This is a genomic window from Rhizobium sp. CNPSo 3670, assembly GCF_057784555.1.
On the sequence record NZ_JBXSOL010000010.1, the window covers coordinates 75,780 to 89,700 of the forward strand.

Annotated in this window: 14 protein-coding genes and 1 pseudogene; 6 read left to right on the top strand and 9 right to left on the bottom strand. The window is 62.2% G+C overall.

Features of this window, described 5'->3' with window-relative positions:
* Positions 1–191: 191 nt before the first annotated feature.
* Together AC13QO_RS12655 and AC13QO_RS12660 are read right to left on the bottom strand one after the other, a co-directional pair.
* Positions 192–894 (bottom strand): annotated as a pseudogene (locus AC13QO_RS12655) (isoprenylcysteine carboxylmethyltransferase family protein).
* Between the two features lie 192 nt (positions 895–1,086).
* A complete protein-coding gene (locus AC13QO_RS12660) occupies positions 1,087–1,488 on the bottom strand; it encodes a hypothetical protein (RefSeq protein ID WP_488540816.1) in 402 nt (133 codons plus the stop codon).
* Positions 1,489–1,797: 309 nt separating this feature from the next.
* Here AC13QO_RS12660 and AC13QO_RS12665 point away from each other — a divergent pair, with 309 nt between their 5' ends.
* Complete coding sequence (locus AC13QO_RS12665; protein WP_085778649.1) at positions 1,798–2,172, top strand: hypothetical protein; 375 nt, start codon at positions 1,798–1,800, stop codon at positions 2,170–2,172.
* 20 nt (positions 2,173–2,192) lie between these two features.
* Here the strand turns inward: AC13QO_RS12665 and AC13QO_RS12670 are convergent, their stop codons facing one another.
* Both AC13QO_RS12670 and AC13QO_RS12675 read right to left on the bottom strand, forming a co-directional pair.
* Positions 2,193–2,591 (bottom strand): ester cyclase, encoded by a 399-nt coding sequence (locus AC13QO_RS12670; protein WP_085778650.1) that lies wholly within the window; start codon positions 2,589–2,591, stop codon positions 2,193–2,195.
* 67 nt (positions 2,592–2,658) lie between these two features.
* A complete protein-coding gene (locus AC13QO_RS12675) occupies positions 2,659–3,234 on the bottom strand; it encodes a transglutaminase-like cysteine peptidase (protein ID WP_085778651.1) in 576 nt (191 codons plus the stop codon).
* 191 nt (positions 3,235–3,425) lie between these two features.
* Between AC13QO_RS12675 and AC13QO_RS12680 the strand changes: the two genes are divergently transcribed.
* Entirely contained in the window at positions 3,426–4,652 is a 1,227-nt protein-coding gene (locus AC13QO_RS12680) for a hypothetical protein (RefSeq protein WP_488540817.1), read from the top strand.
* 232 nt (positions 4,653–4,884) lie between these two features.
* Here AC13QO_RS12680 and AC13QO_RS12685 read toward each other — a convergent pair whose 3' ends face one another.
* Genes AC13QO_RS12685 through AC13QO_RS12695 form a run of 3 tightly spaced genes read right to left on the bottom strand, consistent with a single transcriptional unit; the run spans position 4,885 to position 7,044 of the window.
* On the bottom strand, positions 4,885–5,283 hold the full coding sequence (locus AC13QO_RS12685; RefSeq protein WP_085778653.1) for a Fur family transcriptional regulator: 399 nt from the start codon (positions 5,281–5,283) through the stop codon (positions 4,885–4,887).
* Positions 5,280–6,092 carry a zinc ABC transporter permease subunit ZnuB gene (gene znuB, locus AC13QO_RS12690; RefSeq protein WP_085778654.1) on the bottom strand — a complete coding sequence of 271 codons (813 nt, stop codon included), beginning with the start codon at positions 6,090–6,092 and terminating at the stop codon, positions 5,280–5,282. Before znuB ends, AC13QO_RS12685 begins: the two co-directional genes overlap by 4 nt.
* Positions 6,085–7,044 carry an ATP-binding cassette domain-containing protein gene (locus AC13QO_RS12695; RefSeq protein ID WP_085778655.1) on the bottom strand — a complete coding sequence of 320 codons (960 nt, stop codon included), beginning with the start codon at positions 7,042–7,044 and terminating at the stop codon, positions 6,085–6,087. The genes znuB and AC13QO_RS12695 overlap by 8 nt, the downstream gene beginning before the upstream one ends.
* A 101-nt stretch (positions 7,045–7,145) precedes the next feature.
* Here AC13QO_RS12695 and AC13QO_RS12700 point away from each other — a divergent pair, with 101 nt between their 5' ends.
* Positions 7,146–8,234, top strand: coding sequence for a zinc ABC transporter substrate-binding protein (locus AC13QO_RS12700; RefSeq protein WP_085778656.1), 1,089 nt, complete (start codon positions 7,146–7,148; stop codon positions 8,232–8,234).
* A gap of 114 nt (positions 8,235–8,348) precedes the next feature.
* Positions 8,349–9,554, top strand: coding sequence for a zinc metallochaperone GTPase ZigA (gene zigA / locus AC13QO_RS12705; RefSeq protein WP_085778657.1), 1,206 nt, complete (start codon positions 8,349–8,351; stop codon positions 9,552–9,554).
* Positions 9,555–10,054: 500 nt separating this feature from the next.
* Here the strand turns inward: zigA and AC13QO_RS12710 are convergent, their stop codons facing one another.
* Entirely contained in the window at positions 10,055–10,330 is a 276-nt protein-coding gene (locus AC13QO_RS12710; protein ID WP_085778658.1) for an RcnB family protein, read from the bottom strand.
* A 364-nt stretch (positions 10,331–10,694) separates the two neighbouring features.
* On the opposite strand from AC13QO_RS12710, the gene AC13QO_RS12715 reads away from it, so the two are divergent.
* Both AC13QO_RS12715 and AC13QO_RS12720 read left to right on the top strand, forming a co-directional pair.
* Positions 10,695–11,078 (top strand): VOC family protein, encoded by a 384-nt coding sequence (locus tag AC13QO_RS12715; protein WP_085778659.1) that lies wholly within the window; start codon positions 10,695–10,697, stop codon positions 11,076–11,078.
* Between the two features lie 92 nt (positions 11,079–11,170).
* Positions 11,171–12,502, top strand: coding sequence for a hemolysin family protein (locus AC13QO_RS12720; RefSeq protein ID WP_085778660.1), 1,332 nt, complete (start codon positions 11,171–11,173; stop codon positions 12,500–12,502).
* Here the strand turns inward: AC13QO_RS12720 and chrA are convergent, their stop codons facing one another.
* On the bottom strand, positions 12,503–13,921 hold the full coding sequence (gene chrA, locus AC13QO_RS12725) for a chromate efflux transporter (RefSeq protein ID WP_085778661.1): 1,419 nt from the start codon (positions 13,919–13,921) through the stop codon (positions 12,503–12,505).

Sequence of the window (13,921 nt, forward strand, 5' to 3'; positions counted from 1 at the left end):
CTTCTCCCGCCGCAGCGAAGAGGGAGCGAGCCGCCGACCATCATTTCCTAGCGGAATGGCTCCAGGCGCTGCCACGAGTCCCTTCTCCCCAACGGGGAGAAGATGCCGGCAGGCAGATGAGGGGGGTGAGCGACGACAGGAGCGAGTGCACGGAGCGCATGTGAAGGACAAATAATCGGATATTGCAGCCCTCACCAAACACCCGGGATCCAGCGCCAGCGCACCCGATCCATATACTCCGCATATCCTTCAAGTCCCTTGCGCAACTCCGCCTCCTCTCCGAGCGTCCGGCCAAAGAGCACCACGACGAGCAGCCCCACGGGAATCAACGCATAGAGCGACGCGAGTGACAGCGCCGCTCCGGCGGCGAGCAAAATGGCGGTTGCATAGCCGGGGTGGCGGATCACGGCGTAGGGCCCGCTGTCGATCACCTTGTGGTCGCGATCGGTTTGGATGCGCACCGTCGGCTCGAAATGCCGGTTGACCGATTGCGCCCAGGTGAGGCCGAGATAGCCCGCGCTCATCAGGAGATAGCCGAGGACAACGACCCACCAGGGTTTCGGCGACCAGTGGAAACGGCCGTCGTCGAACGCGCCGACCGGAAGAATGGCAGCAAAGAGAATGATCGTCAGCGTCGCGACCACGGCGTCCCAGCGCTTGGTTCCCTTCTGATATCGGCTACGCGCCGCAAACAATCCCGGATTCGTCCGCCAGATCCAGACGAGCGCGATTGCAGTCAGCGCCAGGAAAAGGCCGAGAAAGATCCAGCCGCGTGGCCAGGCGAACGTGCCGGCGGGCCAGAACAGTGCGAGAATCATCACTGCGACGGTTATCGCGAGCGAGCGATGGCGCCGCCGCAAACGAGCGACGCGGCTGGCTGTGGTCCTGCGTCATGAGGGTTTTCCGTTCCACCGGGGCGAGCGCCTTCTGATGTCGGCAGCGGCCGCAAAAGCCTGACAGTCTTATACCTGACTCAGGAGGTGAAACGCCCGCGCCCCGTGGCAAGGCGCAAATGGACCCGCCCCCCGATAACAGACGTCATTGTTTCCGAAGTTGCGTGGCCGGAGACTGTCGTTGCGGCAGTACCTATTCGGCCGCTTCCAGAAACTGGTTCTCTCCCGACGAAGCGGCAAGCGCCCGAACTTTGGCTTCCGTCTTGGCGATCAGCTGATAGAATTCGTCCTGTGCTTCGACATCCAGCTGAATGACGGCATTGACGTCATCGGGGGTATCGCAAACACAGGCGACCGCCGAAATGGGGCAGATACCGCCGGGATAACGCTTACCGCTCCCGGTATAGGCACGACGACTCCAGCGCTCGGAATAAACCGTTTCCTCCCGATCGAGATGGAGGATCGTGCCTTTACAGGCGGTCACGACGGCCGCCTTGCCGTAAGCGAACCAATGATAATTCAGCTTCCGGAGAATATATTTGCCAGTGATGTCTTCGCCAGCCAGTTCGGCAGGGTCTTCTATCATTCGGATCATGAGAGCGTCCTCAACATGTGAGCAATATCTGTCATCTCTACTTGCCTCGCAAGTCGAAAAGCGCAGCTTTTGTAGTAGCTTAGTCACAAAGTGTTTCTGATTCTTACATCTTGCACGCACCAGGCAGCTTGCCGGCCATGCAATCCATCGTCGAATTTCCCGCCTTTGCACCTGATTCCGCCTTTTCCGGGAGTAGCCATGCCGTCTTGCGTTTTCCCGCTGAGGCCCAATATTGAATCCCGGATCGGCCAATCAGCGGTCGGATGACGGCTCAACTGGTCCGCCGGTTCACACCAGCAGGAGTGCCCCATGGTCGAAGCCGTCAACCGCATCTCCTCCACCGCCGAGTCCCAGCCCACCAAGGTCGGCATCAGCACCTCGATCGGCTCGGAACCCGACAATGCCTGGGTTGCCGCCCGCCAGTCGCGTATCACCGCCGACCAGCAGGCATCGAAGGGAGTTGCGGACACGAATGGTGCGGGCAATCTTGTTCCGCATGCGGATCTGCTCGTCGACCAAGACGAACATCCAGGAAAGCGGCATGGGCACGCCCTATCCGGCGAAGGGGAAGAAAGCGGCGAAGACGCGACGGAACAGCGGCTATTGTCGGGTGAAAGCGATCGGATCGGCACCTGCAATTTCGACGCGGACACGCCCTTCGGCGAGCGCGTCGCCATCATCTGACGAAGTCCCGCTCCGCTGGGTCAAAGCGCGTCCCCAAGTTGGGCCTCGATCGTGGGCTTGTCGATGACCGACCAAACCTCGATGATCTTCCCACCGCGAAACTCGTAGATCACGTTCTCGGCGAAGGAAACGCGCCTCCCGTTCACATCAAGCCCGAGAAACTTTCCTTTCGGCGAACAGTCGAAGCCCAGCCGGCAAGCAACGTAAGGCGGATCGCTAAGAAGCATCCGCACGCTGAAACAAAGATCGGGAATCTCATCGAAATCCCGCTCCAGCATGGCGATGTAGCCCGCAAGTCCAAGCCGCCGGCCGTTATGAACCGCACCGTCATCGACAAACTGGCCGAGATTGAGCCAGTCCTGCCGATTCAGGCAGGCGATGTAGCCGCGATAGAGATCGGCAAGTTCGGTTTTGGTCACGGGCCCGCTCCTGGCTCGGCTGAGCTTTCGGCAAAGATAGCGCGCGCGCCGCCTTGCGGCTTGCAGATCACGAGAACTCGCCGGCGCGCGGACCGGCAAGCGTCACGCGCCAACCGGTGCGCGACTGGAAATCCTGGGTGGCCAGAAACGTATAACCCGTCGTGCGCCAAGGCTTAACGGCGCTGGTGAGATTGTCGAGCACATAATCGCCCTGAGCCGTGCGGGCAATCAGAACGACATGGTTTTGATCGTGTGGTCCAATCACCACGGAAAGTGCCAGCCTGTTCGATGGAAAACCGGCGTCGACCAGGTCCTTCATTTTCTGAAGGGCGTAGTCCTCACAGTCGCCACGGCCGGCCACCGGCAGAGACCAAACATCCCCGTTTCCGGAGGGAGAGCGATCTTCTGCCGAAACGATACGCCGATTTACGGCACGATTGATCTTTTGAAGAAGCCCAATCCCAGCCTGCTCGTCGAACTGTTGTGACGCCATCCTGCCGCAAAGCCACCTGTACTTGGCACAGGCGGCAGCGAATCCCACCGGCGCGCCGATGCTTCGCGTCACAGGCAGCGACGATCCGGCAACTGCATGAAAATGCGATAAAATCACCAAAAAAAAGGCAAGAGAAAGGAGACGCTTCATAGCCGATTCCCTCAGTTCGTCTTCAGAGGATAGCACAGCCAGGATAAAAATTTATTAAAATTTTATACTTGTGAATTTAACCGTATTATAAGAAATGAACAGGTTAATCCTGGTTTGTTCTTCATATTAATTCCTTGTTAGTATAAATATTCTCCCAATTAACGGTTAGTTAACCTTGGGAGACCAGTGAAATGATCAGCAGAGCAGCGAAGTTCAGCCTTGCTGTGGCGTCCCTTCTGGCAAGCAGCAGCTTGGCGACGGCAGCCCCCACAGTTGTTAATTGCAAGGCCGCAGTCCGCGGTAGCCTCGAATACAGGCTGTGCATGCCCACCCGCGCAATAAAGGCTGATAACAAGTTCGGTCTGAATGATAAGGATCGCAGCAGCCGTGACGTCGGTGGCAAGAAGACATCCAACACCAACTCGCACGTCAGCAATGGCAACGGTGGCGATGACGGTGACAGCAAAGACGTCGGCCAAAGTGGCGGCAGCGGCGACCAAGGCGGTAGCGGTGATCAGGGCGGCAGCGGCGATCAGGGCGGCAGCGGCGACCAGGGCAGCAGCGGCGACCAGGGCAGCAGCGGCGACCAGGGCGGCAGCGGCGACCAGGGCGGCAGTGGCGACCAGGGCGGCAGTGGCGACCAGGGCGGCAGTGGCGACCAGGGCGGCAGTGGCGACCAGGGCGGCAGCGGTGACCAGGGCGATAAGGGCGGCAAGGGCGACAAGGGCGACAAGGGCGGCAAGGGCGACAAGGGCGACAAGGGCGGCAAGGGCGGCAAGGGCGGCAAGGGCGACAAGGGCGGCAAGGGCGGCAAGGACCACGATCATCACGGCCGCGACAAAGGCGGAAAGGATCACGACCACGCCAAGGATGAACCCGGTAAGGGTGGAAAAGACCATCACAGCGGCAGCAAGGACGGGGAAGATCACGGCCATGGCAAGGCCGGCAACGGCGGTTCCGACAAAGGCGGCAACGACGGCGCGGGCAGCGGAGGCAACGGTGATGCCGGCAAGGGCGGCAATGACGGCGCGGGCAGCGGCGGCAATAGCGATGCCGGCAAGAGCGGCAACGACGGCGCGGGCAGCGGCGGTAACGGCGGTGCCGGCAAGGGCGGCAACGATGGCGCGGGCAGCGGAGGCAATGACGGTGCCGGCAAGAGCGGCAACGACAGCGCAGGCAGCGCAGGCAGCGGAGGCAATGACGGTGCTGGCAAAGGCGGTCAGGACGGCGCGGACAGCGGAGGCAACAACGGTGCCGGCAGCGGCAGCAACGGCGATGCTGGCAAGGGCGGCAAAGATAGCGCTGGCAAGGGTGGCAACGACGGCGCTGGCAATGGTGGCAATGAGAGCCCGGGCAGCGACGGGGCTGGAAAGGGCGGTAATGGCGGGCCCGGCAAGGGCGGTTCGGGAAAAAACTAATCGGAACGGTTGATGCGGTTGGCCGGGGTTGCCCGACAGCCGGCAGAGTGAGCGACCCTATTTCCTGATGCTCGCGCTCGTCGCGGGCATCTCCGTATCGGGGACACGAAGCAGATCCTCGAAAGCCAGGACGAGGATGACTCGGACGGAAAAAAGTTGTCAACAAACGGAGTGCCGGTTTGCCGGCCTTCCTTCATCGCCGCACCGTTTGTAAACGGAACGGTTACTCACTTCATGCCGCGCAGGCCTCGCAAAATCCGCGAATCTCGATCGTGGTCTTCTCCGGCTTGAACTTCTGCCCCCGCACCCAGCCCATCAGCCGGTGGTCGACTTCGTGGTCGTGGAATTCGATCACCTGGCCGCAGCTTTCGCAGATGGCGAAAGCGACGATACCGTGGCTATGGCAATTGTCGCCGGGATGGGCGCAGGCGACGAAGGAATTGATGCTTTCGAGCCGGTGCACGACGCCGTATTCGAGCAGCTTTTCCAGCGCCCGGTAGACCTGTAGCGGCGCGCGAAAACCATGGTCGCGCAACTTGTCGAGGATGGTATAGGCGCTGAGCGGCCCCTCGGCCTTCTCGAGCGCTTCGAAAACCAGCGCCTGGTTCTTGGTGAGTTGCGGTGTTGTCATGAGCCTTGTCCTTGCGCGAGCGCGCGGCGCCTGACGGGAAGCAGGCTGAGAATGAAGAGGATCAGCGCCGCGACCACGATCGAGGGGCCGGACGGCGTGTCGTAGGTCAGTGAGCCGCACAGCCCGCCGACGACGGCGGCCGCCCCGATCAGCGCGGCGAGCACTGCCATGATCTCCGGCGTGACCGAGAAGCGGCGCGCTGCAGCCGCCGGAATGATCAGCAGTGAGGTGATCAGCATGATGCCGACGATCTTCATGGCTATTGCGATGACGACGGCCATCAGCAGCATGAAGAAGAGCCGCGCCCGCTCGGGCCGCAGCCCCTCGGCCTCGGCAAGCTCGGCATTGACGGTGGCCGCGAGCAGCGGCCGCCAGAGCCAGGCGATCGCCGCCAGCACGAAGAGCCCGCCACCCCAGATCAGCGCGATGTCCGATGTGGACACGGCAAGGATATCGCCGAACAGGAAGGCGATGAGATCGATCCGGACCCAGCTCATGAAGGCGACCATGACGAGGCCGATCGCCAGCGTGGCATGAGAGAGGATGCCGAGAAGCGCATCGGCCGAGAGCGCCTGGCGCTTCTGCAGGAAGAGCAGCAACACCGATACGAGCGCGGCGACGGCGAAGACGGCCATCGTCAGGTTGAGTTCGAACAACAGCGACAGCGCGACGCCGAGAAGTGCCGAATGGGCGATCGTATCGCCGAAATAGGCCATGCGCCGCCAGATGATGAAGCAGCCGAGCGGCCCCGTCGTCAGCGCCAGCCCGACACCGGCAAGGATGGCGCGCACGAAGAAATCGTCAAGCATGGCGGCCCTCTCCGCTGCGGGAATGGGCGTGTTCATGCGCATGATCGTGCCCATGATGATCGTCGTGAGCGTGGTCATGCCCGTGCTCATGGGAGCCATGTGCGTGCTCATGCCCGTGGTCATGCGCGTGTTCATGGCCCCCATGAGCATGATGCCCATCCTCGGGATAGCAATGATCCGTCACAGTGCCGTCGGCATGACGCACTCGGCCATCCGGCAGGTGGGTATGATCGTGGTGATGGCTGTAGACCGCAAGCGTCTGGGCTGCCCGGCTGCCGAACAGGCGCACATATTCCGGGCTGCGGCTGACGGTCTCGGGCGTTCCGCGGCAGCAGACATGGCCGTTGAGGCAGATCACCGTATCGGTCTCGGCCATAACGACGTGGAGATCGTGGGAAATCAGCAGGATGCCGCAGCCGCTGGCGTTGCGGATCGATTTGATGAGGTCGTAAAGCGCTATCTCACCGGAGAAATCCACCCCCTGCACCGGCTCGTCGAGCACCAGCAGGTCGGGCTTGCGGGCAATCGCCCGGGCCATCAGCGCCCGCTGGAACTCGCCGCCGGAGAGATGCTGAACCTCGGCGCCTATCATATGGGCGACGCCGGCGGCTTCGAGCGCTGCCTGGATGTCGCGCTCCGGCAGTGGCCCCGTCAGCGTCATCAGCCGGCGCACCGTCAGCGGCAGCGTCCAGTCGATCGAAAGCTTCTGCGGAACATAGCCGACCTTGAGGCCCGGGCGTCGCTCCACCCTGCCCTCATCCGGCTTCAGAACACCGATGGCGGCCTTGGCGCTCGTCGACTTGCCCGAGCCGTTCGGCCCGATCAGCGTGACGATCTCGCCGCGCGAAACGGAAAATTCGACGCCGCGCACCAGCCAGCGGCCGCCGCGCAGAACGCCGACATTTTCGAGCGAAACCAGCCGTTCGCCCTTGGTATTTGCGGGAGAGAGCATCAAATTTTCCGACAGCGCTGTTGCATCCTGCTATTGCACACGTTATAGCATAACGCAATTGATGTAATAACATAACATTTGCAATTCAAGCGGAGCATATGATGAAACGCGCCCTGGGGCCTGCCCTGGACAGCCTGGCCCTCAGAATACCGGCTGCCCTCGCCATCCCGGCCCTTGCGATACCCGCCCTGCTCTTTGCCGGCACGATGCGGGCCGCCGATGCTCCCGTCGTCGTCACTTCGATCAAGCCGATTCATTCGCTCGTTGCGGCGATCATGGAGGGCGTGGGTGAGCCGGAGCTGATCGTCGATGGCGCCTCCTCCCCGCACACCTACAGCATGAAGCCTTCTAACGCGCGCTCGCTACAGGAGGCCAAGGTCATCTTCTGGGTCGGCCCGAACCTGGAGGCTTTCCTGGAAAAGCCGCTCGAGGCGCTGGGCTCGAACGCCAGTGTCGTCGAACTCGACAATGCGCCTGGTTTGACCAAGCTGCCCTTCCGCGAAGGCGGCGCCTTCGAGGCGCATGACGACGGGAACCATGAAAGCGTTCCCGAGCATGCGGATGCCGCCGGAAATGACCATGGTCACGACCATGCGGCTGAGCTCGGACATGACAATGGCCAAGCGCATCATGATGATCATGAAGAGCATGAGCACGGGCACGGGCACGGCGCCTTCGATACGCATCTCTGGCTCGATCCGATGAATGCGAAGGCGATGGCCACTGTCATCACCACCACGCTGGTCGCCGCCGATCCCGCCAATGCGCTGACCTATCAGGCCAATGCCAAGGCGCTTGATGACAAGCTGACGGCACTGGACACGGAGATCGCCGCCACCGTCGCCCCCGTCAAGGACAAGCCCTTCGTCGTCTTCCACGACGCCTACCAGTATTTCGAGTACCGTTACGGCATCCGCGTCGCCGGCTCGATCACAGTCAGCCCGGAAACCATTCCCGGCGCCGAGCGCGTGTCGGAAATCCACCGTAAGGTCGGCGAACTCGGCGCAACCTGCGTCTTTGCCGAACCGCAATTCGAGCCACGCCTGGTCAAGGTCGTCATCGAGGGCACGAGCGCCAAATCGGGTGTGCTCGACCCGGAAGCAGCGACGCTCAAGGCCGGCCCCGATCTCTACTTCACCCTCATGCGCGGCATCGCCGACAGCATGAAGGCTTGCCTCTCCAGCGCATGACTCTTATGCGACGCTCTGGAGAATGCTGAAGCGGAAAGAGGCGGATGACCCCGTTCCGCCTTTTTTCGTAGCCATTTATGTAATGATATAACATTTAACGTAAATGAGGTTCCCATGGACAACAGACTTCCGGTCACGGTGCTCTCCGGCTTTCTCGGCGCCGGCAAGACGACGCTGCTCAACCATGTGCTCACCAATCGTGAGGGCCTGCGCGTCGCCGTCATCGTCAACGATATGAGCGAGGTGAACATCGACGCCAGACTCGTGCGCGATGGTGGCGCCAATCTCTCGCGCACCGAGGAACAGCTGGTCGAGATGACCAATGGCTGCATCTGCTGCACGCTGCGTGACGACCTGTTGAAGGAGGTGCGCGCTCTCGCCGATCAGGGCCGCTTCGATTACCTGCTGATCGAATCCACAGGCATCGCCGAGCCCCTGCCCGTCGCCACCACCTTCGAATTTCGCGACGAGAATGGCGAAAGCCTGTCCGACGTTGCAAGGCTGGACACGATGGTGACCGTCGTCGATGCCGCCAATCTGCTCGCCGATTACGCCTCGGCCGATTTTCTCGCCGACCGCGGCGAAACCGCGGGCGACGGGGACAACAGGACGATCGTCGACCTGCTGGTCGAGCAGATCGAATTCGCCGATGTGGTGGTGCTGAACAAGATCGGAACCGCAAGCGATGAACAGCGCGACGCCGCGCGCAAGATCATCGTCGGCCTCAATCCGAATGTCAAACTGATCGAGGCGGATTTCGGCAAGGTTGCGCTGAAGGAGGTGCTCGGCACCGGCCGTTTCGAAATCGGGAGGGCCGAGACCCATCCGCTCTGGTACAAGGAACTGCACGGCTTCAGGGATCACGTGCCGGAGACCGAGGAATACGGCATTCGCTCCTTCGTTTATCGCGAGAAGCGGCCCTTCCATCCGGCAAAATTGCAGGCCTTTCTCGACAGGACATGGCCGGGCGTGGTGCGCGCCAAGGGCTTCTTCTGGCTGGCGACGCGGCCGCACCATGTCGGCGAGGTCAGCCAGGCGGGCGCGATCGTCCGCACCTCCAAGATGGGCCTGTGGTGGGCTTCTGTGCCGCGCGAACAATGGCCCGAGGAACCCGGCTTCATCAGCGCCATCGGCCCCTATCTCGACCCCGTCTGGGGCGACCGCCGCCAGGAAATCGTCTTCATCGGCGCTGACCCGATGGACGAGGCGTGGATCAGGAGCGAACTCGACGCCTGTCTGGTGAAAAGCAATGCCTTCACACCTGAACGCTGGCGCAACCTGCCCGACCCCTTCGCCAGCTGGAGCCGGCAGGCGGCATGAAGGCGACAGCGATCAAACCCTATCGCTGCGTCTGCGAGGAATGCGATCCATTGCCGCCGATCGAGGGGCTGCATCCGTTGACGCACGAGGCTGCCGATGAGCTGGGGCGTAAAGCAAGGGGATTGCTCGGCATTATCGCGGAGCGGGTGGTGCCATGCAGGCGGGGGTGATGAGGAGATGCTGGAGGATTGGAAAGGTGTATCACCGCGAAACACCATGTGTTTCCTTCCGGCAGCCTCGGCGTGCTTGGCGCCCCCCTCTGGCCTGCCGGCCATCTCCCCCACAAGGGGGGAGATCGGCAGGAGGCTTGACCATCGCTCCCACTCCAACGGCATCGACAATCACCATACTTGAGTTGCTTGGGGAAGCCGCCGCGCCCAGCCGATCTCCCCACCTGTGGGGGAGATGGCCGGCAGGCCAGAGGGGGGCCACACGGCACGTCCTCTCCTCTCTCCCCAAAACCGGAAAGGACGGCCTCCGCCGCCCTCATCCATTCCCAATCAGCGTCCGACGATAATGCTGGAGATCACCCCGCTGGTAACGCCGGTCAGCAGGAAATCGTTGTCGGCGCGCACCCAGCGATAGCCGCGGGGCGGAGGCGCCAAGCGGTAGCGGCGGTAGTCGTTGACGTCGCGAAACTGGCGACGTTTGCGGGCATTGACGCGATATCCCTTGTTCCAATGCGGCCGCACGAAGGTCTCTTTGACGATCACCTTCTTCTGGACGACGACAGGCGGGCGGCGAAAATCATCCGCGCTGGCTTGGGAGGCGATGATCGGCGAGAGAAGGAAGGAAGCGGAAAGAAGAGCTTTTTCATGTGGGGTTCCTCATGTCGGGCGCGCAGGAGCAAATTAGGCCCGAAAAGATGAACCGAAACTGAAACTCAAATTAAGTCATGGTATGGAATCAGACGCCTGCGTAGTTGGTCTCATATCTTAGTTCAATCTTATACGTTCCAGCGAACAGCCCTTTTCCCGACACGACGCAATCCACGCATTAGCCCCGAAGATCGGATTCGATTTTCTGCGGAATTGGGCGCAGATTCAAATAACGGAGCGTTGCTCCGCGCCTTGATCGAGCGCGGGCGCCGTTGAACCCGCCGTATGGGATCGCTCGACTTAAGAGATGATGGAGGAAATCATGCCTGGCATCAGCATGCGTTATATCGTTGACGACGTCGACGCCGCGTTGGAATTCTACACGCGGCATCTCGGCTTCTCGGTCGCGCTTCACCCGGCCCCCGGCTTCGCCATTCTGACGAGGGACGGTTTTCGCCTGCTCGTCAGCGGCACGACCGGGCCGGGTGGCGCCTCCCAGGCAATGCCCGACGGACGAAAACCGGAGCCCGGCGGATGGAACCGCATCCAGATCGAAGTCGCCGACCTCGAAGCCGAAGTCACCAAGCTGCGCCAGGCGGGCGCGCATTTTCGCAACGACATGGTCCAGGGCATCGGCGGCAAGCAGATCCTGCTGGAAGACCCGGCCGGAAACCCTGTCGAGCTCTTCGAAGCGCCGAAGCGATAAGCGTGTGGCATCGCAAGAATGGCGGCCGCGCCTTGCCAGCTCTGTGCGAGCGTGTAGTTTCGGACTCGCATCAATTCAGGGGTAAGCAAAATATGTCCGAATCCGCGGGCGGGCTCTTCGACTTTGTCGGGATACTAGCCGTGTTCTTTCTCGTCGCTGCCAATGGCTTCTTCGTCGCCGCCGAATTCGCACTGGTTTCGATGAGGCGCAGCCGTGTTGCCGAGCTCGTCGCGGCCGGTCGCATGAATGCCTCCGCTCTCCAGCGCGCCATCGACAATCTCGACGCCAATCTCGCCGCCACCCAGCTCGGCATCACCATCTCGTCGCTGGCTCTGGGCTGGGTCGGCGAGCCGGCACTCGCCCACCTGATCGAACCGCTGCTCTCCTGGCTGCCTGAGCCATGGGTAACGACCGGCGCCCATACCGTTGCGATCGTCATCGCTTTCGTCATCATCACGGCGCTGCATATCGTGCTCGGCGAGCTCGCGCCCAAAAGTCTGGCGCTGCAGCGCAGCGAGGCCACCTCGCTTGCGGTCGTGCGGCCCCTCGGCCTCTTCCTGCTATTGTTCAAGCCGGCGATCTTCACCTTGAACGGCATGGGCAACCTTGTGCTGCGAGCCGTCGGCCTTCGCGCCGGAACCGGAGAATCCTCGTTCCACTCACCGCAGGAGTTGAAGCTGCTGGTCGCCGAGAGCCAGGAGGCGGGTCTTCTGAACCAGGTGCAGCAGCAACTCGTCGAGCGGGTATTCAACATCGGCGACCGGCCGATCTCCGATATCATGACACCGCGTCTCGACATCGAATGGTTCGATGCCGACGACAGCGAGGCGGAGATTCTGAAGACGATCCGAGAGTGCAGCCATGAGCAGTTGCTGGTCGCCCGCGGCTCGATCGACGAACCCATCGGCATGGTATTGAAGAAGGATCTTCTCGATCAGGTCCTCGACGGCGGCAAGGTCAGGCCGTTGGAGGTGATCAAGCAGCCACTGGTGCTGCATGAGGGTACCAAGGTCGTACGCGTCATCGACAGCTTCAAGGCGTCGCCCGTACGCCTCGCCATCGTCGTCGACGAATATGGCAGTCTCGAGGGTATCGTCACCCAGACCGACCTGCTCGAGGCCATCGCCGGCGATCTGCCGGGCGCCGACGAGGAGCCCGACATCGTCGTGCGGGAAGACGGTTCGCTGCTGATCGACGCAATGATGCCGGCCTTCGATGCCTTCGAACGGCTCGGCCTCAGGGATCGCCCCGACGCCGATTTCCATACGCTGGCGGGCTTCGCGCTGCATCAGCTTCAACATATCCCGGAAGCCGGCGAAACCTTCCTCTTCGAAGACTGGCGCTTCGAGGTGCTCGACATGGACGGCATGCGCATTGACAAGATGCTCGCGACCCGCATTCCCGTCGAGGGAGCAGAGGTCTGATCAATTCATCGCCAGTGTCCAGAGCATGCCGGCGATCGCACAGCCGAAGAGCGTCGTGATAACCGAGGTCTTGAAGCGGAAGAGCGCGATGGCGGCGGCGGCGGAAAGCGCGATTGCCGCCGGTACGGCAGATTGCAGCTCTGGAATATCGAGCCGCAGGTTGCCGAAACTGACCTGCGCGACTTCGGCAAACAGCGTATGCAGCCCGAACCAGATGGCGAGGTTGAGAATGACTCCGACCACCGCTGCCGTGATCGCCGACATTGCCCCGGCAAGCGCCACATTGCCGCGCAGCTTTTCGATGAAGGGCGCGCCGAGGAATATCCAGAGGAAACAGGGCACGAAGGTCACCCATGTCGTCAGGATCGCGGCAAGGGTGGCGGCAAGCATCGGATCGAGCGAGCCGGGATTGCGAAAGGCGGCCATGAAGCCGACAAACTGGAGCACCATGATCAGCGGCCCCGGCGTGGTCTCGGCCATTCCGAGACCGTCCAGCATCTCGCCGGGTTTCAGCCAGCCGAAATGCTGCACGGCCTGCGCGACATAGGCGAGCGCGGCATAGGCGCCGCCGAAGGTGACGACCGCCATCTTGCTGAAGAACAGGCCGATCTGGCTGAAGACGTCACCTTGTCCGAAGAACGCGTAAAGGGCGGCGACCGGCGCCAGCCAGAGGGCGAGCAGTATAGCCGATATGCGCAGCGACCAGGCGAGGTTGGCGCGCGCATGCGCGGGAATACCCTCGCCCAGCGCCGATTCGGCATCCGACAGCACCGCGCCGCTTGCGGCCTTGTGGCCGCCGCCCGGACTAAAGGCAGCAAGCCCGGACTGGCCGCCGAGGAACCCCCCGATGCCGGCGGCCAGCACGATCAGCGGGAACGGCACGTGGAAGAAGAAGATGGCGACGAAGGCCACGGCCGCGATGGCAAGCATGACGCGGTTCCTCAGCGCGCGGCTGCCGATGCGGATGACTGCCTGCACGACGACGGCAAGGACGGCCGCCTTCAGGCCGAAGAACAGGCCGGCGACGATGCCGATGCTGCCGTAAGCCGCGTAGATATAGCTGAGGCCGAGGATCGACAGGAAGCCCGGCAGCACGAAGAGCACGCCGGCGACGAGACCGCCCAATGTGCGGTGCATCAGCCAGCCGATATAGACGGCGAGCTGCTGGGCCTCCGGCCCAGGAAGCAGCATGCAATAATTCAGGGCATGCAGGAAGCGGTGCTCGCCGATCCATCGCTTTTCGTCGACGATGATCCGGTGCATGACGGCGATCTGGCCGGCCGGGCCGCCGAAGCTCAAGGCGGCGACGCGCAGCCACACCCGGAAGGCCTCCCCGAACGAAACGCCGTGGTGATGCCCCTCGCCCGCGTCTTTCTTGCCCGCCTGTCCAGCCGGCGCATTCTCCGTCATATCGACCAT